Source organism: Legionella drancourtii LLAP12 (assembly GCF_000162755.2).
Lineage (GTDB): Bacteria > Pseudomonadota > Gammaproteobacteria > Legionellales > Legionellaceae > Legionella > Legionella drancourtii.
The window spans coordinates 78,949-96,328 of the sequence record NZ_JH413848.1; the positions used below are offsets into that span (position 1 = coordinate 78,949).

Below are 17,380 nucleotides of genomic sequence, written 5' to 3' on the forward strand. Positions count from 1 at the left end.
ATTACGAATCAACCATTAATTGATAGAACGTTTTACGTCAAACTCTTCTTCGGTATCAATTTCAATGAATTCAAGCTTTTTGTCAGTTTCCTGAGGTTCTTCAATTCCTAGAATCACTTTGTCTAAGGTTTTGATTAAGGGATTAAGCTGATCTTTGTTTATCATGATGTTTCCTCAATATTTTTCGGGGGAGTGTTTTAAGTATAGTTCAAGATATTAATTTCTCCAGAAGCGATAAGAAAAAAGTATGGTAGAATAAGGCATATTTATCGTAAGAGTTTGTTATGAAAGAAGTTGATATCCTGCAGCGATTTATTTTTGAACATGCCAATATTCGTGGTGAAATTGTGCATATTGAAAAAACCTATCAAACCATTATGGCGCAGCGTAATTACCCACCCATGGTGAAAAATTTATTGGGTGAAGCGCTGGTTTCTTGTTTATTATTAGCATCCAGTATTAAATTTGAAGGGAGTTTAAATTTACAATTTCAAGGCGATCATCGTCTGCCATTATTATTAGTACAATGCGACCACGAGCTTAATGTCAGAGGCTTTGCGCAATTTGCCGACAATCTCGAAACCATTGATTACGCCACCGCTTTTCTTACTGGGCAAATGGTAATGACTATTAATCAATACAATCAAACCAGCTCTTATCAAAGTACCGTGCCTATTCAAGCTACCTCGATGAGTGAAAACTTGATGAATTATTTTGCGCAATCGGAGCAAATTTCCACGCGCGTGTGGTTGGCAGTTAATGATACGGCTGCGGCGGGAATGTTGCTGCAATTGATGCCTGGGCAAGATTCTACTCATCGCGAACAGTTTTGGGAGTATGCAGTACAGTTGGGGCAAACGGTGAGTGAAGATGAGTTATTGACCTTAGATAATCAAACTTTGCTTTATCGTCTTTATAATGAGACTGAAGTCAGGATTTTTGATGGCCGTAAAACACAATTTAAATGCCGCTGCAGTCAGGAAAAAATGAAACAGGTGATTACTGTGTTAGGTGAAGCAGAGGCACAAGGATTAATTGAAGAACAGGGGCAAATTGATATTCGCTGTGATTTTTGTAGTAAAGAATATCTTTTCGACCCGATTGATGTGACCCTGTTATTTCGTAAATGATGATGGTGTGCATCCCCCTAGTCCTGCGATCACTGCCATTAAGTTAAGGATTTTATGCTTCAAATGTCTCAGAGCCTGTCGTCCACGCAACAATGCCGCGCGGGAATGACAGATTTCCTTAACTTAATGGCAGTCGTCCTGCGATGGGGATGCACTAATAAGTTGTGCGCGTTACTGTAGGGTACGTTTTAGTGAAGACAGCAGTTGGTAATCAACCTGATTCAGCTGCAGATATTCTCCGCGCATAGCCTGCAATATTTGTTGCAAAGTGGCAAATTGTTCACTTAATTGAAAATACAAACTGGCCGATTGTTTTTCTTCTAATTCGCCCACGGTTAAATAGGCAGCTTGTCCCAAGTCAAAAAAATAATCGATACTGACGTGGCGTCGTTCTGCAATTCCAGGAAATAGGCCACAGAAAAGTAAGCTTTTATCCCCTACATCACGCATGAACTGTACTTGTAATGGGCGGGGGCGATGCATGGATTCTAAAAAATCTAGAGCTACTATTGATTCAATTAATTTAGGCCCTTGAGAAAAACGCATTAATAAAAAGACTAAATAACTCTCTGTATTCTCACTCAAAATAAGCCGTGTTGTTGCTTGAGCCTCATTGACTAAAGCATGCCATTGGCAAATATCGGTGGGATGTAAGATTAATTGTTTCATAACCACCTCTTTTTTTAAGTCTTTCACTATGAGTCTAGCAAAGGATATGTATTTCTGTATAAAGTGGGTACTTATTTTGTATTCAGGAAGAATTTATTTTACTGTTTTTATTGCTTTATTATCAGGAAAAGAATTAAATCGATGCGAATAGAATCGATGCACGGCTAAAAAATTAAGTCATTAAATGGACTAGTATTTTTGCTCTAAGGATGGAGCATGCAGAGTCACTATGAGTTAGAAGCAACTAAACGATGTTATCACTGAATTAAATGTAAGGACACCTCATGACATTAGCGCATTTAATGCCAAAACTAGGTACAGGTTTAAGTAGTTTATGTTTTATTACGGCCGTGCAAGCGGGTACTCCTTTATGGCGTTTTACGCCAAATGCCCATTTTCCACCTGTAGTGGCCGTCAATACTGCTGGTACGGCCACGGTGAAATACACGGTCAGCAATAATACCTTAAGACCACGTAATTTGGCGATTAAAGCGCAACCTGGGATTAGTCAAGCCGGTCCGTGTTTTGTTGGTCCCAAAGACTCTGCAAATTCGACTTGTACGTTGACGTTAACCATTACTGGCAGTGCCTTGCCTGCTAGTGGCCTATCGGGCGGACCTACGCTTTGTCAGGCTAATCTTGATGGGACAATTAATCCGAATCAATGCTATCATCCTGGCCAAGCAGATAGTTTAGCGGTTACTGTCTCACCGCATACTGTCTCACCGTTGACGGCCAGCGTCAGCGATTTGTTGCTGTCTGTACGTGATCTTTCTTTGAGTGCAGCCTTAACTGGAACGCCTCGACAAATTACGATCACCAATAACGGAAATATCTCGGCAACCGGAGTGAGCGTTAATTACCCTTCCTGGCCAACAGGCACTTCAGCTACATCAACCTGTGGTAGTACTCTTGATGTAGGTGCTTCGTGTACGATTACGATAACTCCTGGCGCTACAGGAACATCAGGGGCGGGCAATGTGGCATGTACCACTGGAGTTGCACCAACGCCTCAGGTAATCAGCGTTAGCGAGTATGGCTCCGTTATGGCTCAGACTAATGTGGTGATCCTAGGTTATGGTTGTATTTACCAAGAAGGCTATATTTATGCTATTGATGATACTACACCTAATACTGGTAGTATTGGTGGCACGGTAACTGCCTTGACTAGCCAGTCATCTACTGGGACTATTTGGAGTTCCGACAATATGGGGGCGTATGATTATGGCGTGAGCATTTGGGGCATTGATGAGATGTCTACTACGTCGAGTCCAAGCCCTAATGCGAGTTCAGTGGAGCCTGCAACACTAGTTCCTGGTCAAGCGAACTGTAATGGTGGAACAGATGGTGCTTGTGCTATGACAAACATCATTGCTTATTACTCACCGCCAACCACAACACCGGCCATTAATTTAGCTTATTATGCTGCTGGAGTGTGTGGTCAATATACTATCGATTCTGCAGGAAATTCGCCTTGTAATAGCAGTACCTGCTATAGCAATTGGTATTTGCCGGCGATTTTTGAGCTAGGGTGTAATGGCCTTAGTGGTATGTCCTGCCCATCCAACCAACAAAATATTTATGCCAGTTTGATTGCCAATCCGGCAACGCCGAATGTTGCCATTGCGCTTGTTGCTCAAGGTTCTTGTAGTGGCTTCCCTGACGGTTGTTACTGGAGTTCTACTGAACCGGCTACATGGCCCTCGAATGGCGCATGGTATTATTTTTTCCGCTTTCCAACTCCCACCAACAGCTATGCTGACGCCAATCTTAAAGGAGGAGCACTTGGTGTTCGTTGTTCACGGGTTTTAACGCTCTAAATATGTTCGCTTTTAGGTGATGATGCAAGCTGCATAGCCAAGGGGCTTGCCCATTATACGAGAACGTTCTAGTAAGTGATACTTTTATGCTCTTTTCACCAGGCTTTGCCTGGTTGCAAAAAAACAAGACTGAGGCTCTTTTCATTTCAGATTGAAAATTCAATAGTTAATTTGCATGTCAATCAACTTTGTCTTAAGCAGGCAAGTGAAATAGCGGTACTTAATGAACAGCTCACCAAGTCCAATACAACGCTCATGGAACAACAAAAACACATTATTGCCTTAACACAAATGATTGGTGCTCTGTGTTCTAGTACATCTTGGCGTTTTACTAGGCCACTTCGTTTTTTAAGTGCTTTGATTTGGGGCGATAAGTAAAGTGCCGCATGAGTTATTTTATTTGTTACTTAATGGATAAGCCCAAATTTTCCATTTATTGATGAATTATGTCGCGAAAGATGGGACTAACCGCGAATATATTCTTAAGAAGCCAATAGGTTTTAGCCATCTATTCATGTATAATGGCGAATCTATGAACAAATATACTGTTTTCTCCTTTAAAGGCTATTTATGATTGATCAGATTCGCAATATTGCCATCATTGCTCACGTAGACCATGGCAAAACCACACTTGTAGACAAATTACTGCAACAAACAGGCACTCTAAATGAACGGGCACCTAAAGTTGAACGCATGATGGATTCTAATGCGTTAGAAAAAGAACGCGGTATTACTATTCTTGCTAAAAATACCTGTGTGTATTGGAACAATCATCAAATTAATATTGTTGACACCCCTGGACATGCTGACTTTGGTGGTGAGGTAGAACGTATTTTATCCATGGTCGACAGCGTATTACTGTTGGTGGATGCCGTCGATGGACCTATGCCACAAACACGGTTTGTGACTCAAAAGGCTTTTGCGCGCGGATTACACCCTATTGTGGTCATCAATAAAATTGATCGCCCAGGTGCTAGGCCGCATTGGGTTATGGATCAAGTATTTGACTTATTTGATAATTTAGGTGCAACTGATGCACAGTTAGATTTCCCTGTTGTTTATGCCTCTGCATTAAATGGTTATGCTAAATTGAATTTAGAAGACGAAGCCACGGACATGAGTGCTTTATTACAAACGATTATTGATAAAGTAGAGCCGCCAAAAGTAGATGCTGAAGGACCATTCCAGATGCAAATCAGTTCTTTGGATTATTCTTCTTATGTTGGTACCATTGGTATTGGTCGCATCAGTCGTGGACATATAAAAGCAAAATCGCCGGTAAAAATTATCGATAAAGACGGCAATATTCGTACTGGCCGTTTATTACAATTGTTAGGTTTCAAAGGCTTAGAGCGTGTTGAAATTGAAGAGGCGAGTGCGGGTAATATTGTTGCGATTACAGGGATTGAGGGACTGAAGATATCTGATACCGTTTGTGATCCGGCTATGGTTGAAGGCTTGCCCGCTCTTTCTGTTGATGAGCCAACCATCAGTATGACCTTCCAGGTAAATGATTCGCCTTTTGCTGGTCAAGAAGGTAAGTTCGTGACGTCACGAAAAATTCGTGAGCGTTTAGATACTGAATTATTGCATAACGTTGCCTTGCGTGTTGATGACTGCGAAGATCCTGACAAATTCAGAGTTTCTGGTCGTGGTGAATTGCATTTATCCATTCTTATTGAAACCATGCGTCGTGAAGGCTATGAACTAGCTATCAGTAAGCCCGAAGTGATTATTCGTGAAATTGATGGCGAACAGCAAGAGCCTTATGAGCGTTTGACTGTAGATGTCGAAGAAAATCATCAGGGTAGTATTATGGAGAAATTGGGTGAGCGCCGTGGTGAGATGCAAGATATGGTTCCCGATGGCAAAGGACGGGTACGTCTGGATTATATTGTTCCTACGCGAGGTTTGATTGGCTTCCATAACGAATTTTTATCCTCAACGTCCGGTACCGGTTTGATGTACCATGTTTACGATCATTATGGTCCAGCAATTAAAGGGCGCATTGGTAAACGCGCTAATGGTGTATTAATTTCTAATTGTCAGGGTATTGCCCGTGGATTTGCCCTGTTTAATTTACAGGATCGTGGTCGTTTATTTGTTGAGCCGCAAACGGTTTGTTATGAGGGTATGGTTGTTGGTATTCATGCACGTGATAATGATCTAGTCGTGAACGTTACCAAAGAGAAACAATTAACGAATATGCGTGCTTCTGGTACTGATGAAAACATTATTTTAACGCCGCCAATTAAATTAACCTTGGAACAGGCATTAGAGTTTATTGATGACGATGAATTGGTTGAAGTAACGCCTGAATCGATTCGCATCCGTAAAAAAGCATTAAAAGAACATGAACGTAAAAAAGCATCACGAGCGAATAGTGACGAGTAAATTTAAACGTGTCATTTTGTATGCACGTCAACACCGGGCGAACCAAGGGATAAACGAAAGTTTACACCGCTTGGTTGAGTTTTTGGAAAAACAAAACATCAAAGTGTATCAAGATGTTGATACTTTGCTGGGGTTTGATGTGCAATTGCCTGTCTTAACGAAAAATGAGATGGGCGAAAAAAATGATTTGATTATTGTTATCGGCGGTGACGGCAGTTTGATTTCTGCTGCGCGAATGGCAACCAAAGTAAATACGCCGGTGATTGGGATTAACCGTGGACGTTTAGGGTTCTTAACTGACATTTTACCACATGATATTGAAACTCAGCTTAGTGCTGTTTTAGCTGGGCAATACACCGAAGAAAAACGTTTTCTCTTACACACACGTATTTATGATGAAACGACCACCTATTTTGAGGGGGATGCAGTTAATGATGTGGTTTTATCGCGCGGTAATGAGACACATTTGATCGAGTTTTCTGTATACATCAATGAGCAACTCGTCAGTCATTATCGTTCTGATGGGATGATTTTATCGACTCCTACCGGCTCAACCGCCTACGCTTTATCTGCAGGTGGTCCGATTATGCACCCACAACTGAACGCCATTGTTTTAGTGCCTATGTTTTCCCATAGTTTAAGTTCGCGCCCTTTGGTTATTGATGGTGAAGCAAAAATTGAGATGCATATTAATCAATGTAATGAAGCGGATCTGTGTGTCAGTTGTGATGGTCATGAATCACGGATGGTAAAGCCTGGTCAAAAAGTGGCGATTCAAAAAGACAGTCATCAATTACGATTATTGCATCCCCTTGATTATCATTATTATGATACATTACGCTCTAAGCTCGGTTGGGAATCCAAACATCAGGGATAAATCATGCTCACAACTCTGTGCATTGAACAATTTGCAATTGTACACCAATTGGAATTAGATTTTACTCAGGGAATGACTGCCTTTACTGGCGAAACTGGTGCCGGTAAATCGATTATGATCGATGCCTTAATGTTGGCATTGGGAGATAGGACGGATGCATCCGTTATTCGCCCTGGCCAGGAAAAATGCGACATCACCGCCGGCTTTTATGTGCATCAGGATTCAGAACCGGCACAATGGTTAGCGGAGCAAGACATAGCCTGTGATGATGGCGAAATTTATTTGCGCCGAGTTATTTATGTCGAAGGCCGTTCCAAATCATACATCAATGGTCAACCATTCCCATTGCAAAAAATAAAAGAATTAAGCGAAAAATTGGTACATATTCATGGCCAACACCAGCATCAAGCGTTAATGCAGCATGCAACACATCGTCAACAATTGGATCAGTATGCCAAGAATCAATCTTTATTGGATGAGGTCGCGCGTCTTTATAAACAATGCCAAAAGATCCAACAGGAAATTGATGTTCTGCAAAGTCAGGAACAAGCTGCTGACCGCATTGAATTATTGCAATTTCAAATTGAAGAACTTTCCGCGCTTAATCTTCAGGAGCGAGAAATAGATGCTTTATATCAAGAACATCAAATGTTGCATCATGCTAAGGATTATTTACAACATAGTCAGCTCGTGCATGGCTTATTAAATGCTGAAGACGAGCCGAATATTTGCACTAGTTTAAGCCAAATCTTGCACTTGATTAATCAATTACCACAAGAACAAGCACAAATCAAAAATACCCATGAGTTAATTAATGGTGCACTGATTCAATGTGAAGAGGCTATTGCTGAAATGCAGCAATTTGCTGAACGTATTCATCTTGATCCGGAACGCCTACATCAAATAGAAACCCGCATGAGCGCAATTCATCAATTGGCACGAAAATACCATATTGATAGTAGCCAATTGCCAACCTATACACAGCAGCTGCAAAAAGAATTAGAAAGCCTTCAAGATAGTGAAGGGAAATTAGCGGATTTACAGCAGCAATATCGGCACGTAGTGGCGACATATGAACTTGCTGCTCTAAAGTTGAGGGAGGCACGACAGGAGCAGGCCAGCAAATTAGCTAAAGAAATTACGGACAGTATTCAAAAACTGGGCATGCCTAAAGGTTGGGTCGAGATTGAATTATCGCCACTAGATAAGATGCATGCTCATGGCTTGGACAAAGTCGAATATAAAGTATGCACCAACCCTGGCATGCAACCTGATTCACTCAGTAAAATTGCTTCTGGGGGAGAGCTATCACGCATTGGGTTAGCTATCCAAATGATTACCGCCCAACAAGGCTCAACGCCCACCTTATTATTTGATGAGGTAGATGTCGGCATTGGTGGGGCTACCGCGGCTCTTGTCGGTCAGATGTTACGCAAATTAGGCGAGCGTCTACAGGTATTTTGTGTTACTCACCAACCACAGGTTGCGGCTTCGGCGCATAACCATTTTATGGTCGAAAAACAAAGTGACAGTACGCAAACATTTACACGTATTTCCTTGCTGCAGTCTGCTGAAAAAATAAATGAAATAGCACGTATGCTCGGAGGATTAAAGGTTACAGAACAAACTCGTTCTCATGCACAGGAATTGTTGTTACAAAGTAAATAGGGTCTATTGACCTTTCTATTATCTTGGCTCAATCTAGTGAAATGCCCATAGACCCTAAGCAGTGTTTCGTTTATTGGTGTAACTTGAATGTTAAAATAACGTCAGTTTCGGATAAGAAATCAGAACAGAGTTTATTCCTCCTCAACCCGAACGGCTCGAGGAAAAGTAAGTTTTTGCTCATTAATTCATTCAAAATTGACTTTTTTAAAGCGAAATTGCTACAATCGATAATTTTTTGTGGTGGAAATATTTTACATTTTAAATGAAATGTGAATAACATGCGCCTGATGCAATTTATATAGATGGATACTTGGAGATGCCGTGAACTGTAGTGTATTAAGCTTCATTTCATTTTGGCTCGTTCTTCTAATCTGCTAATCCCCAAAGGACTCTTTTATGCATGAGCCTCGAGTTACAATCCTTCTTGCGACCTATAACGGAGAGCGTTATCTCGCAGAACAGTTGGATTCTATTGTTCAACAAACTCATAAAAATTGGAACATAATCGCCTCTGATGATGGCTCGAGCGATCAGACAATGCAAATTCTCGATCAATATAATATTCCAGTTTGTTATGGCCCGCACCAAGGCTTTGCTGCGAATTTTTTATCACTTATCACTAAAGTAAGCACGGCAAGTGATTATTATGCTTTTTCTGATCAAGATGATGTGTGGGAGCAGTACAAACTGGAGCAGGCACTTGCCTGGTTACAAAGTATTCCTGAAGCTGTGCCAGCCCTTTATTGTGGCCGAACGCAGCTGGTGGATGAATATTTGAATGTTATAGGGTATTCTCCTTTGTTTAAGAGACAACCTGGTTTTTTAAATGCCTTAGCTCAGAATATTGGTGGTGGTAATACGATGATGTTTAATCGCGCGGCGTTGAATCTCTTGCGCCAAACGAAGAGTCATACGGACATCGTGTCGCATGATTGGTGGGCTTATTTATTAATTAGTGGGGCCGGTGGCGCAGTTTATTACGATACTGAACCGTCTATTCGCTATCGGCAACATGCGACTAATTTAGTGGGTAGTAATACCAATTTGTTCGCACGATGTTATCGAGTACGGATGTTATTGCAAAGACGTTTCAAGCATTGGCTTGATCTAAATTGCAAAAGTTTATTTGCAGTAGCGCATTTGTTAACCCCCGAAAATAAACAACTGCTTGAGCAATTTGAAAAGGCACGAAAGGGGTGGTTTTTTTCGAAATGTATACAAATAAAGTTATTGGGAATATATAGACAAACTACTATAGGGCAAATAGGATTATTAATCGGAGCTCTGTTGAATAAGATTTAAACCTATAATTGGGATGCGGAAGTATGACTATTCTTGTGACAGGCGGTGCGGGTTTTATTGGCAGTAATTTTGTATTGGATTGGCTGGTATCTAATGATGAGCCAGTGATTAATGTAGATAAATTGACTTATGCAGGCAATTTAGCTAATTTAAAGCGTATTGAGTCGGATCCGCGTTATATTTTTATTCATGCCGATATTAGTGATGCAGAACGGCTTGATCAGTTATTAGTGGCGCATAATGTACGTGCTATCATTCATTTTGCGGCAGAAAGTCATGTGGATCGTTCCATTCATGGTCCTGCTGATTTTATTCAAACCAATATTGTCGGCACCTTTCATCTCTTGGAAGTGGCTCGTAACTATTGGCATCATCTTAGTTCTCCTCTTAAAGATGATTTTCGTTTCTTGCATGTGTCAACGGATGAAGTCTATGGCTCTCTTGCACCTGGTGCCCCTGCATTTACAGAGATGCATCGTTATGAGCCTAATAGTCCTTATTCTGCCAGTAAGGCGGCATCGGATCACTTGGTTCGGGCTTACTACCACACTTATGGTCTACCGGTATTAACGACCAATTGTTCTAATAATTATGGCCCTTATCAATATCCAGAGAAATTAATCCCTCTGTGCATAAAAAACGCGCTCGCGGGTAAACCCTTACCGATTTATGGTGATGGGCAGCAAATTCGTGACTGGTTGTACGTAACCGATCACTGTGCTGCGATTCGCACCGTTTTAGCCCATGGCCGATTAGGCGAGGTCTACAATATTGGCGGCTGGAATGAAAAACCAAACCTTGAGGTCGTCCATACTATTTGTGCGCTTTTGGATGAACTCGCTCCACGACGTGATGCGCAATCATACACAAGCCAAATAAGTTACGTCGCCGATCGTGCCGGTCATGATCGACGTTATGCCATTGATGCGACAAAAATTGCTCACGAATTAGATTGGAAGCCGAGCGAGACCTTTGAATCAGGGATTCGTAAAACGGTACAGTGGTATCTTGCAGGTTATTTGGGGTAATAATCTGCATGAAGATGAAGATATTATTGTTTGGACGAAAGGGGCAGATAGGGCGAGAGCTGTCACGTAGTTTATTGCCTTTAGGGCAATTGACCACTTTGGGACGAGAGGAGCTTGATTTAACCGATCTTAATGCCCTGATACACGTACTAAAACAACTTCAGCCAGATATTATTGTTAACGCAGCAGCGTATACGGCTGTGGATAAAGCAGAACAAGAGCAAACCCAGGCTTACTGCGTCAATGAACAAGCAGTTGCTGTTATGGCCGACTATGCACAACAACATAACACTTTATTGATTCACTACTCTACTGATTATGTATTTGATGGCACAAAACAAGGTGCGTATATTGAATCTGACCCGAGAACGCCTTTAAGTATTTATGGAGCCTCAAAATCAGCAGGAGAGGTAGCCATTGAGAACAGTGGCTGTCGTGGCTATATTTTCAGAACCAGCTGGGTATTTTCCCAGCATGGGCATAATTTCATTAAAACCATTTTAAATTTGGCACGGCAAAAAGATGCCTTAACCATTGTTGCGGACCAATATGGTGCACCTACTTCGGCTGAACTTATTAGTGATGTGACCTTGTTGGCGATTTATGCCGCGCAAAAAGGACAATTGATGCCTGGTATTTATCATCTTACTGCCAATGGGATCACGAGCTGGCATGGCTTAGCATGTTATCTTTTAGAGAAAACCAGGGTTCAGCAGATTGACTTCAATTTAGTTCCCTCTAAAATACAGCCTGTTTTAAGTGAAGCATATCCGCTTCCAGCAGTGCGTCCCAAAAATTCGGCATTAGATACTAGTGCTTTGTCGGGGGCGCTACAAATAGTTTTTCCAGATTGGTCGATATATGTCGATCGCATGATTACACAATTAATTAATATGAGGTTTTTTGCATGAGGCGCAAAGGGATTATTTTAGCCGGTGGAGCGGGCACACGTTTAAATCCAGCTACTACCGTTATTTCAAAACAATTGCTACCTGTTTTTGACAAGCCAATGGTTTATTATCCTTTAAGCACATTGATGCTGGCAAATATTAGGGATATTTTAATTATTTCAACGCCAAGAGACATACCACTTTACCAGCAGTTATTAGGAACCGGTGAGCAATGGGGCTTAAATTTGGAGTATGTGATCCAACCAACGCCTGCTGGATTGCCGCAAGCTTTTATTTTAGGGGAGTCATTTATTGATGATCATCCTTGCGTCCTGGTTCTCGGCGATAATATTTTTTATGGCCATGATCTGCACCATTTATATGCCAAAGCGATGCAGCAGGAGCTTGGTGCGACCGTTTTTGCCTATCATGTCCATGATCCTGAGCGTTATGGTGTTGCAGAATTTGACGCAACAGGCAAAGTAATTTCATTAGAAGAAAAACCTCAATACCCTAAATCAAATTATGCGGTTACAGGACTTTATTTTTATGATCAAAATGTTGTAAGTTTAGCGCATGGCCTAAAACCATCTGCGCGCGGCGAATTAGAGATTACCGACTTAAATCGCTGTTACCTTGAGCGTGGATTACTCAATGTTAAAATCATGGGTAGAGGGCATACCTGGCTGGATACTGGAACACATCAATCATTGCTTGAGGCCAGTATGTTTGTGAGTACGTTGCAGCATCGCCAAGGTTTGAAAGTGGCTTGTCTGGAAGAAATAGCCTATCGCCAGGAGTGGATTGACGCGGAACAGTTAGAAAAATTAGCGCAGCCATTGCTTAAAAATGAGTATGGTCAGTATTTAATGAGATTATTAGATGAGCGAGAATTAGCATGAAAACTACTCCTCTAGCAATTACGGATGTCCTCATGTTTGAACCACAGGTGTTTGGCGATGAGCGCGGCTTTTTTTGGAGAGTTTTAATCAGCGACGGTTTGATGAGGCGGTTGGTTATCCGGTACAATTTGTACAAGATAATCATTCGCGCTCCGCAAAAAATGTGTTGCGCGGCTTACATTATCAAATTAAACAAGCACAGGGCAAGCTCGTACGCGTTGTTGCCGGCGAGGTTTTTGACGTGGCGGTTGATGTTCGTCGTAATTCACCAACCTTTGGCCAGTGGGTTGGCGAGATTTTAACGGCAAAAAATTACAAACAGCTGTGGATTCCTGAAGGTTTTGCGCATGGTTTTGTTGTTTTATCCGACAGCGCAGAATTGTTATATAAAACCACCGATTTTTGGGCTCCTGAATATGAGCAGTGTATTGCTTGGGATGATCCTGAATTAGCAATCGCCTGGCCCTTTGCAGGCATGCCACAATTATCAAAAAAAGAATCAACAGGGAGTGGCTTTTCATGTAGCGCCTACGTTTGCCTTATGAAGGTGTTTAGAGCCACTCCCCGGCTTTAATTATCTCTCATGCTAATTATGTTAAAAAAGTAATTTTCCCTTTAGGCCTAGTGTAATGAAATGGACTCCATTTCACTTTGATACTTGGGCGGGTTCGCGAAATCAACATACGTCAATGAAGCAGTTGAATTTAAGTTTAATGAGATAATTAATACTTTACATGGCGGGACGTAAATTTATCCGAAAAAAGAGCACTAGAAGAAAGTATAAAATTGTTTTAGACTACTGCTTTTATTTGATAACGAATTACAATGCTGAGGGATGAAGTATGGCAATCCAGGTTTTTGTGCCAAAATTTAGAACGGAAGAGTGTTTAGAGGAAATTCGGGAATGTCTTGATAAATCATGGACCGGTCTCGGTTTTAAAACACAAATTTTTGAGGAGAAGTGGAATGATTATACCGGTCTTCCTCACTCCCATTTTATAAATTCTAATACAGTAGGCTTGCATTTGGCTTTTAATCTATTTAAGTCTCACTATGGCTGGCAAAATGATGATGAAGTCATTACTACCCCTTTGACGTTTATTTCAACGAATCATGCAATTGTTTATGAAAAATTAAAACCTGTTTTTGCTGATGTTGATAGCACTTCCTGCTTAAGTCCAGAAAGCATCGAGGCGCATATTACTGCAAAAACGCGTGCGGTAATTTATGTGGGGATTGGCGGGAATACGGGAAGACTCGAGGACGTTGCGAATTTATGTAAAAAACATAATTTGAAGCTTATTCTTGATGCGGCTCATATGGCAGGTACTCGTTATAAAGGGAAACATATTGGCCATGAAGCAGATGTAACTATCTTTAGTTTTCAGGCAGTGAAAAATTTACCTACAGCCGATTCTGGCATGATTTGTTTTAAAGACAAATTTTTTGATGAGGAATGCAGGAAACTAACTTGGCTAGGCATTAATAAGGACACTTTCGCACGCACCACCAAGCAGGGTAATTATAAATGGAAATATGATGTAGAAAGTATTGGCTTTAAATATCATGGTAATTCCATCATGGCTTCTTTGGGAATCGTGGCGCTTAAATATCTTGATGAAGATAATCAATATCGTCGAAAACTAGCAAGAGAATATAAAAATAGTTTAGCAAATATCCCACAAATTGCTTTTGTTGAGGACGTTGACGGTTGTGAATCAGCACAGCATCTGTTCCAAATTATGGTAGAAGACCGCGATGCTTTGATGAGTCACCTCCAAGAAAATGAAATTTTTCCAGGTGTTCATTATCGAGACAATACTGAATATAAACCGTATTCTTATGGTTTTGGTACTTGTCCTAACGCGCATCGTATTAGTGAGCAAGTTATTTCTTTGCCTTTGCATCTGCATCTTGAAAGTGACGATATTGCGCACATTTGTGAGACAATCAGACAATTTTATATTAAAAACGCATTTTAAGGTATGGCATGGCTAACAAGCTTCTGATTGTTATTCCTGGCGTTATACCGACTGTAGAAATCATTGTGCGAACCTTAAAACATATGGGTTCGCACTATCAACTAAACGTTGTTTTAGCTTCAAAGATAAAAATTCAAGATATTTTATCTGATGAATACCTTATTCTATTTATTCGTATCTGCGATCCTTCATTTAAGCCTATTCTTAATTTAATGAAGCAGTATAATATAAAATATTACTATTATTTGGATGACAATTTCTGGGAAATTGGAAAAGGAAAAGGGGCTTTGGCCGAGTGTTATTCAAACCCGCAACTTATAAAAACACTTAATGGTTTTATTCGCAATGCGCATTTGGTGATTACCGGCTCTGAAAATTTAAAAAAATATATTATTACTAAAAATCAAAATGTTATTTCCATGAAAGCCGCTTTTGATTTTGAGTTAATTGATAATTTGCAAAAGATGCCTAAGTCTGAAAAAGTCAAAATTTTATATTCAGGTAGCTTACATAGAGAGCAAGATTTTTCTGTGGTTATTCCGGCATTAAAAAGAATTTTGCAAGAATATAGCGAACAAGTAGTCATTTATTTTAATGGATTTGTACCTGGCGAGCTAAAAACGTATACAAATGTAGTCTATGATGAAAATTTTTATTCTTATGATTGTTATATCAAAAAACAATTCCAAATGAATTATGACATAGGTATTGCGCCTCTTCATAACGGTCTTTCAAGTCAGGCCAAATCTAATTTAAAATACAGAGAATATGGGGCTTGTGGTATTGCTGGAATCTACTCAAATATACCCCCTTACTCAGATTGTATTACTCACTTAGAGAATGGCTTTTTGGTTGAGCACAATGAGGATGCGTGGTACCACGCTTTAAAAGAATTGATAGCTAATCAGGCACTTAGAGAAAAAATGGTTTTAAATGCTTTTAATGATGTACATGCAAATTATAATCATGGACAAATTGCTGAAGATTGGAGTAAGCAATTTCATAGTATTTCTAAGCGGCGTGTAAAAAAGTCGGTGACATTAATGAGGTGTTTCTCTATCAAGGCAGAACAAAAATTGCTCGCGGTAAAGTATAAAATAAAGCGTGTAGGTGATTACTATAAAAGTTATGGTCTAAATTATACCTGTCGTAAAATAGTGAGGAATATATGGTCGAGGCAGTAAAAGAGATTAATGTTTCAGAAAAAAGAAAAATCCTGACTGATTCATTCTTTGCCTTAAAAGCATGGTCTGTGTGGGTGCATATGGGCTTACAGGATATGCGCAATCAATTTCGTCGCTCGCGCTTGGGGGTGTCTTGGGTTTTTATTAATCTATCTTTAATGGCGGGGGGCGTTGGTTATGTTTATGGTCATTTGTTCCAGCAAGATCTCTCCACATTTTTTCCCTTGTTGATTTCTGGTCTTATATTGTGGAATTTTATTTCATCTACCATTGTTCAAGGCTGTCAAACTTTTGTAATTTCGGAAGGTTATGTTAAGCAATTTTCAATGCCGAAGCAGGTCTATATTTTGCGTTTTTTCTTATCGGCTTTTTTAAATCTGCTCGTTGGTTTTATCGTGTTTTTTATTGTTGCGATTAGTCAAAATATTTATTTTGGTTTAGGTAGCTTATGGGCTTTCCCGGGACTTTTACTGTTAATATTTATTAGCTTGGGGCATCTTGTTATCTTTTCTTACTGGGGCGTGAAAATACGCGATTTAGCACCCGCTTTAGGTGGTGTATTTATGATTTTATTCTATGTAACGCCCATTGTTTTTACTGCCGATATGCTTGCTACGCGCAATCTGGCTTTTGTCTATAAACTCAATCCGCTGTATTATTTGATTGAAATTGTTAGATACCCTTTATTGAATGCGCATATGGCTAACTATGAAGTATATTATTTTGCTCTTGCTTATGGGGTTCTTGTTTGGTGTATGGCATTAATCACACTTTTAAAATTTGATAGAAAGGTGGCATATTGGCTATGAATTATTCTATTACCCTTAATAGTGCAACGGTTGATTATCCTCCAGCAAATATGCAGCAGGCTGGTTTGGCAAGTTTATTTTCTCGCCAGGTCAATACTGGTTATCGTGCTCTTTCTGATATTAATCTGCATATTTCTCAAGGAGAGCGAGTAGGTTTAATTGGCTTGAATGGCGCAGGAAAAAGCACTTTGTTAAAAGTAATGGCAAACATTTATCATCCTACTAGTGGTAGTTGCCGGGTTAATGGGCGCGTATGTCCTCTCTTTGAATTAGCAACCGGCTTTGAAATGGATATGAGCGGGTGGGCCAATATCCAAATTCGTGCCAAATTATTGGGTATGAGTTCATATGAAATTAAAGAAAAAATGCCGGAAATCGCTGCTTTTACTGAACTCGGAGATTTTTTAAATTATCCTGTGCGCGCCTATTCTGCGGGGATGTTTATTCGGCTTGCTTTTGCTACGTCAACGGCCATTACCCCGGAAATTTTATTATTAGATGAGGTGGTTGGCGCGGGGGATATATCATTTACAAAAAAAGCCTCCCAGAGAATGGAGTCTTTTATGGAGAAGGGGCAAATATTGGTATTAGCTACCCACTCACCAGATTTGTTGGGACGTTTTTGTGAACGGACAATATGGCTTAATAAAGGCTTGGTGATGATGGATGGGGCAACCCAAGACGTCTGGAAAGAATATATTAAATATAGTGCCCAAGCAGTTTAA

At 40.3% G+C, this 17,380-nt stretch carries 17 protein-coding genes; 15 read left to right on the forward strand and 2 right to left on the reverse strand.

Going from position 1 to position 17,380, the window contains the following annotated elements:
• Positions 1 to 15: 15 nt before the first annotated feature.
• Positions 16 to 165, reverse strand: coding sequence for a hypothetical protein (locus tag LDG_RS19925; RefSeq protein ID WP_006872592.1), 150 nt, complete (start codon positions 163 to 165; stop codon positions 16 to 18).
• 119 nt (positions 166 to 284) lie between these two features.
• Here LDG_RS19925 and hslO point away from each other — a divergent pair, with 119 nt between their 5' ends.
• Positions 285 to 1,130 (forward strand): Hsp33 family molecular chaperone HslO, encoded by an 846-nt coding sequence (hslO, locus tag LDG_RS16500; RefSeq protein WP_006872593.1) that lies wholly within the window; start codon positions 285 to 287, stop codon positions 1,128 to 1,130.
• Positions 1,131 to 1,301: 171 nt separating this feature from the next.
• On the opposite strand, the gene LDG_RS16505 is transcribed toward hslO, so the two are convergent.
• Complete coding sequence (locus tag LDG_RS16505) at positions 1,302 to 1,799, reverse strand: hypothetical protein (RefSeq protein WP_006872594.1); 498 nt, start codon at positions 1,797 to 1,799, stop codon at positions 1,302 to 1,304.
• 284 nt (positions 1,800 to 2,083) lie between these two features.
• Here LDG_RS16505 and LDG_RS18725 point away from each other — a divergent pair, with 284 nt between their 5' ends.
• The 14 genes from LDG_RS18725 (at position 2,084) to LDG_RS16580 (ending at position 17,380) form a co-directional block, all read left to right on the forward strand.
• Positions 2,084 to 3,619, forward strand: coding sequence for a hypothetical protein (locus LDG_RS18725; RefSeq protein ID WP_006872596.1), 1,536 nt, complete (start codon positions 2,084 to 2,086; stop codon positions 3,617 to 3,619).
• Positions 3,620 to 3,790: 171 nt separating this feature from the next.
• Complete coding sequence (locus tag LDG_RS16520; RefSeq protein ID WP_006872597.1) at positions 3,791 to 3,997, forward strand: hypothetical protein; 207 nt, start codon at positions 3,791 to 3,793, stop codon at positions 3,995 to 3,997.
• A 192-nt stretch (positions 3,998 to 4,189) separates the two neighbouring features.
• Entirely contained in the window at positions 4,190 to 6,013 is a 1,824-nt protein-coding gene (gene typA, locus LDG_RS16525) for a translational GTPase TypA (protein WP_006872598.1), read from the forward strand.
• The gene (locus tag LDG_RS16530; RefSeq protein WP_006872599.1) at positions 6,003 to 6,890 is read left to right on the forward strand and encodes an NAD(+) kinase; all 888 of its coding nucleotides are present in this window, start codon (positions 6,003 to 6,005) and stop codon (positions 6,888 to 6,890) included. Before typA ends, LDG_RS16530 begins: the two co-directional genes overlap by 11 nt.
• Positions 6,891 to 6,893: 3 nt before the next feature.
• On the forward strand, positions 6,894 to 8,558 hold the full coding sequence (gene recN, locus LDG_RS16535) for a DNA repair protein RecN (RefSeq protein WP_006872600.1): 1,665 nt from the start codon (positions 6,894 to 6,896) through the stop codon (positions 8,556 to 8,558).
• 396 nt (positions 8,559 to 8,954) lie between these two features.
• A complete protein-coding gene (locus tag LDG_RS16540; protein ID WP_006872601.1) occupies positions 8,955 to 9,860 on the forward strand; it encodes a glycosyltransferase family 2 protein in 906 nt (301 codons plus the stop codon).
• Between the two features lie 23 nt (positions 9,861 to 9,883).
• Positions 9,884 to 10,888 carry a dTDP-glucose 4,6-dehydratase gene (gene rfbB, locus LDG_RS16545; RefSeq protein ID WP_006872602.1) on the forward strand — a complete coding sequence of 335 codons (1,005 nt, stop codon included), beginning with the start codon at positions 9,884 to 9,886 and terminating at the stop codon, positions 10,886 to 10,888.
• Positions 10,889 to 10,896: 8 nt separating this feature from the next.
• Positions 10,897 to 11,799: a dTDP-4-dehydrorhamnose reductase gene (gene rfbD, locus LDG_RS16550; protein WP_199484700.1), complete on the forward strand. Its 903-nt coding sequence runs from the start codon at positions 10,897 to 10,899 to the stop codon at positions 11,797 to 11,799.
• On the forward strand, positions 11,796 to 12,680 hold the full coding sequence (rfbA, locus tag LDG_RS16555; RefSeq protein ID WP_006872604.1) for a glucose-1-phosphate thymidylyltransferase RfbA: 885 nt from the start codon (positions 11,796 to 11,798) through the stop codon (positions 12,678 to 12,680). The genes rfbD and rfbA overlap by 4 nt, the downstream gene beginning before the upstream one ends.
• A gap of 73 nt (positions 12,681 to 12,753) precedes the next feature.
• On the forward strand, positions 12,754 to 13,254 hold the full coding sequence (rfbC, locus tag LDG_RS16560) for a dTDP-4-dehydrorhamnose 3,5-epimerase (RefSeq protein ID WP_006872605.1): 501 nt from the start codon (positions 12,754 to 12,756) through the stop codon (positions 13,252 to 13,254).
• 268 nt (positions 13,255 to 13,522) lie between these two features.
• A complete protein-coding gene (locus LDG_RS16565; protein ID WP_006872606.1) occupies positions 13,523 to 14,662 on the forward strand; it encodes a DegT/DnrJ/EryC1/StrS family aminotransferase in 1,140 nt (379 codons plus the stop codon).
• 8 nt (positions 14,663 to 14,670) lie between these two features.
• Positions 14,671 to 15,846, forward strand: a complete 1,176-nt coding sequence (locus LDG_RS16570) for a glycosyltransferase (RefSeq protein WP_006872607.1) — start codon at positions 14,671 to 14,673, stop codon at positions 15,844 to 15,846.
• Complete coding sequence (locus LDG_RS16575; RefSeq protein WP_006872608.1) at positions 15,831 to 16,655, forward strand: ABC transporter permease; 825 nt, start codon at positions 15,831 to 15,833, stop codon at positions 16,653 to 16,655. Before LDG_RS16570 ends, LDG_RS16575 begins: the two co-directional genes overlap by 16 nt.
• Positions 16,652 to 17,380, forward strand: a complete 729-nt coding sequence (locus LDG_RS16580) for an ABC transporter ATP-binding protein (protein ID WP_006872609.1) — start codon at positions 16,652 to 16,654, stop codon at positions 17,378 to 17,380. The genes LDG_RS16575 and LDG_RS16580 overlap by 4 nt, the downstream gene beginning before the upstream one ends.

Excerpts from the sequence above, each read along its gene's own strand:
- recN (WP_006872600.1), top strand. The coding sequence starts at position 6,894 with ATGCTCACAACTCTGTGCATTGAACAATTTGCAATTGTACACCAATTG.
- LDG_RS16565 (WP_006872606.1), top strand. The coding sequence starts at position 13,523 with ATGGCAATCCAGGTTTTTGTGCCAAAATTTAGAACGGAAGAGTGTTTA.
- LDG_RS16540 (WP_006872601.1), top strand. The coding sequence starts at position 8,955 with ATGCATGAGCCTCGAGTTACAATCCTTCTTGCGACCTATAACGGAGAG.
- LDG_RS16580 (WP_006872609.1), top strand. The coding sequence starts at position 16,652 with ATGAATTATTCTATTACCCTTAATAGTGCAACGGTTGATTATCCTCCA.
- LDG_RS19925 (WP_006872592.1), bottom strand. The coding sequence starts at position 165 with ATGATAAACAAAGATCAGCTTAATCCCTTAATCAAAACCTTAGACAAA.
- rfbB (WP_006872602.1), top strand. The coding sequence starts at position 9,884 with ATGACTATTCTTGTGACAGGCGGTGCGGGTTTTATTGGCAGTAATTTT.
- hslO (WP_006872593.1), top strand. The coding sequence starts at position 285 with ATGAAAGAAGTTGATATCCTGCAGCGATTTATTTTTGAACATGCCAAT.
- rfbD (WP_199484700.1), top strand. The coding sequence starts at position 10,897 with ATGAAGATGAAGATATTATTGTTTGGACGAAAGGGGCAGATAGGGCGA.
- LDG_RS16575 (WP_006872608.1), top strand. The coding sequence starts at position 15,831 with ATGGTCGAGGCAGTAAAAGAGATTAATGTTTCAGAAAAAAGAAAAATC.
- typA (WP_006872598.1), top strand. The coding sequence starts at position 4,190 with ATGATTGATCAGATTCGCAATATTGCCATCATTGCTCACGTAGACCAT.
- LDG_RS18725 (WP_006872596.1), top strand. The coding sequence starts at position 2,084 with ATGACATTAGCGCATTTAATGCCAAAACTAGGTACAGGTTTAAGTAGT.
- rfbA (WP_006872604.1), top strand. The coding sequence starts at position 11,796 with ATGAGGCGCAAAGGGATTATTTTAGCCGGTGGAGCGGGCACACGTTTA.
- LDG_RS16505 (WP_006872594.1), bottom strand. The coding sequence starts at position 1,799 with ATGAAACAATTAATCTTACATCCCACCGATATTTGCCAATGGCATGCT.
- LDG_RS16570 (WP_006872607.1), top strand. The coding sequence starts at position 14,671 with ATGGCTAACAAGCTTCTGATTGTTATTCCTGGCGTTATACCGACTGTA.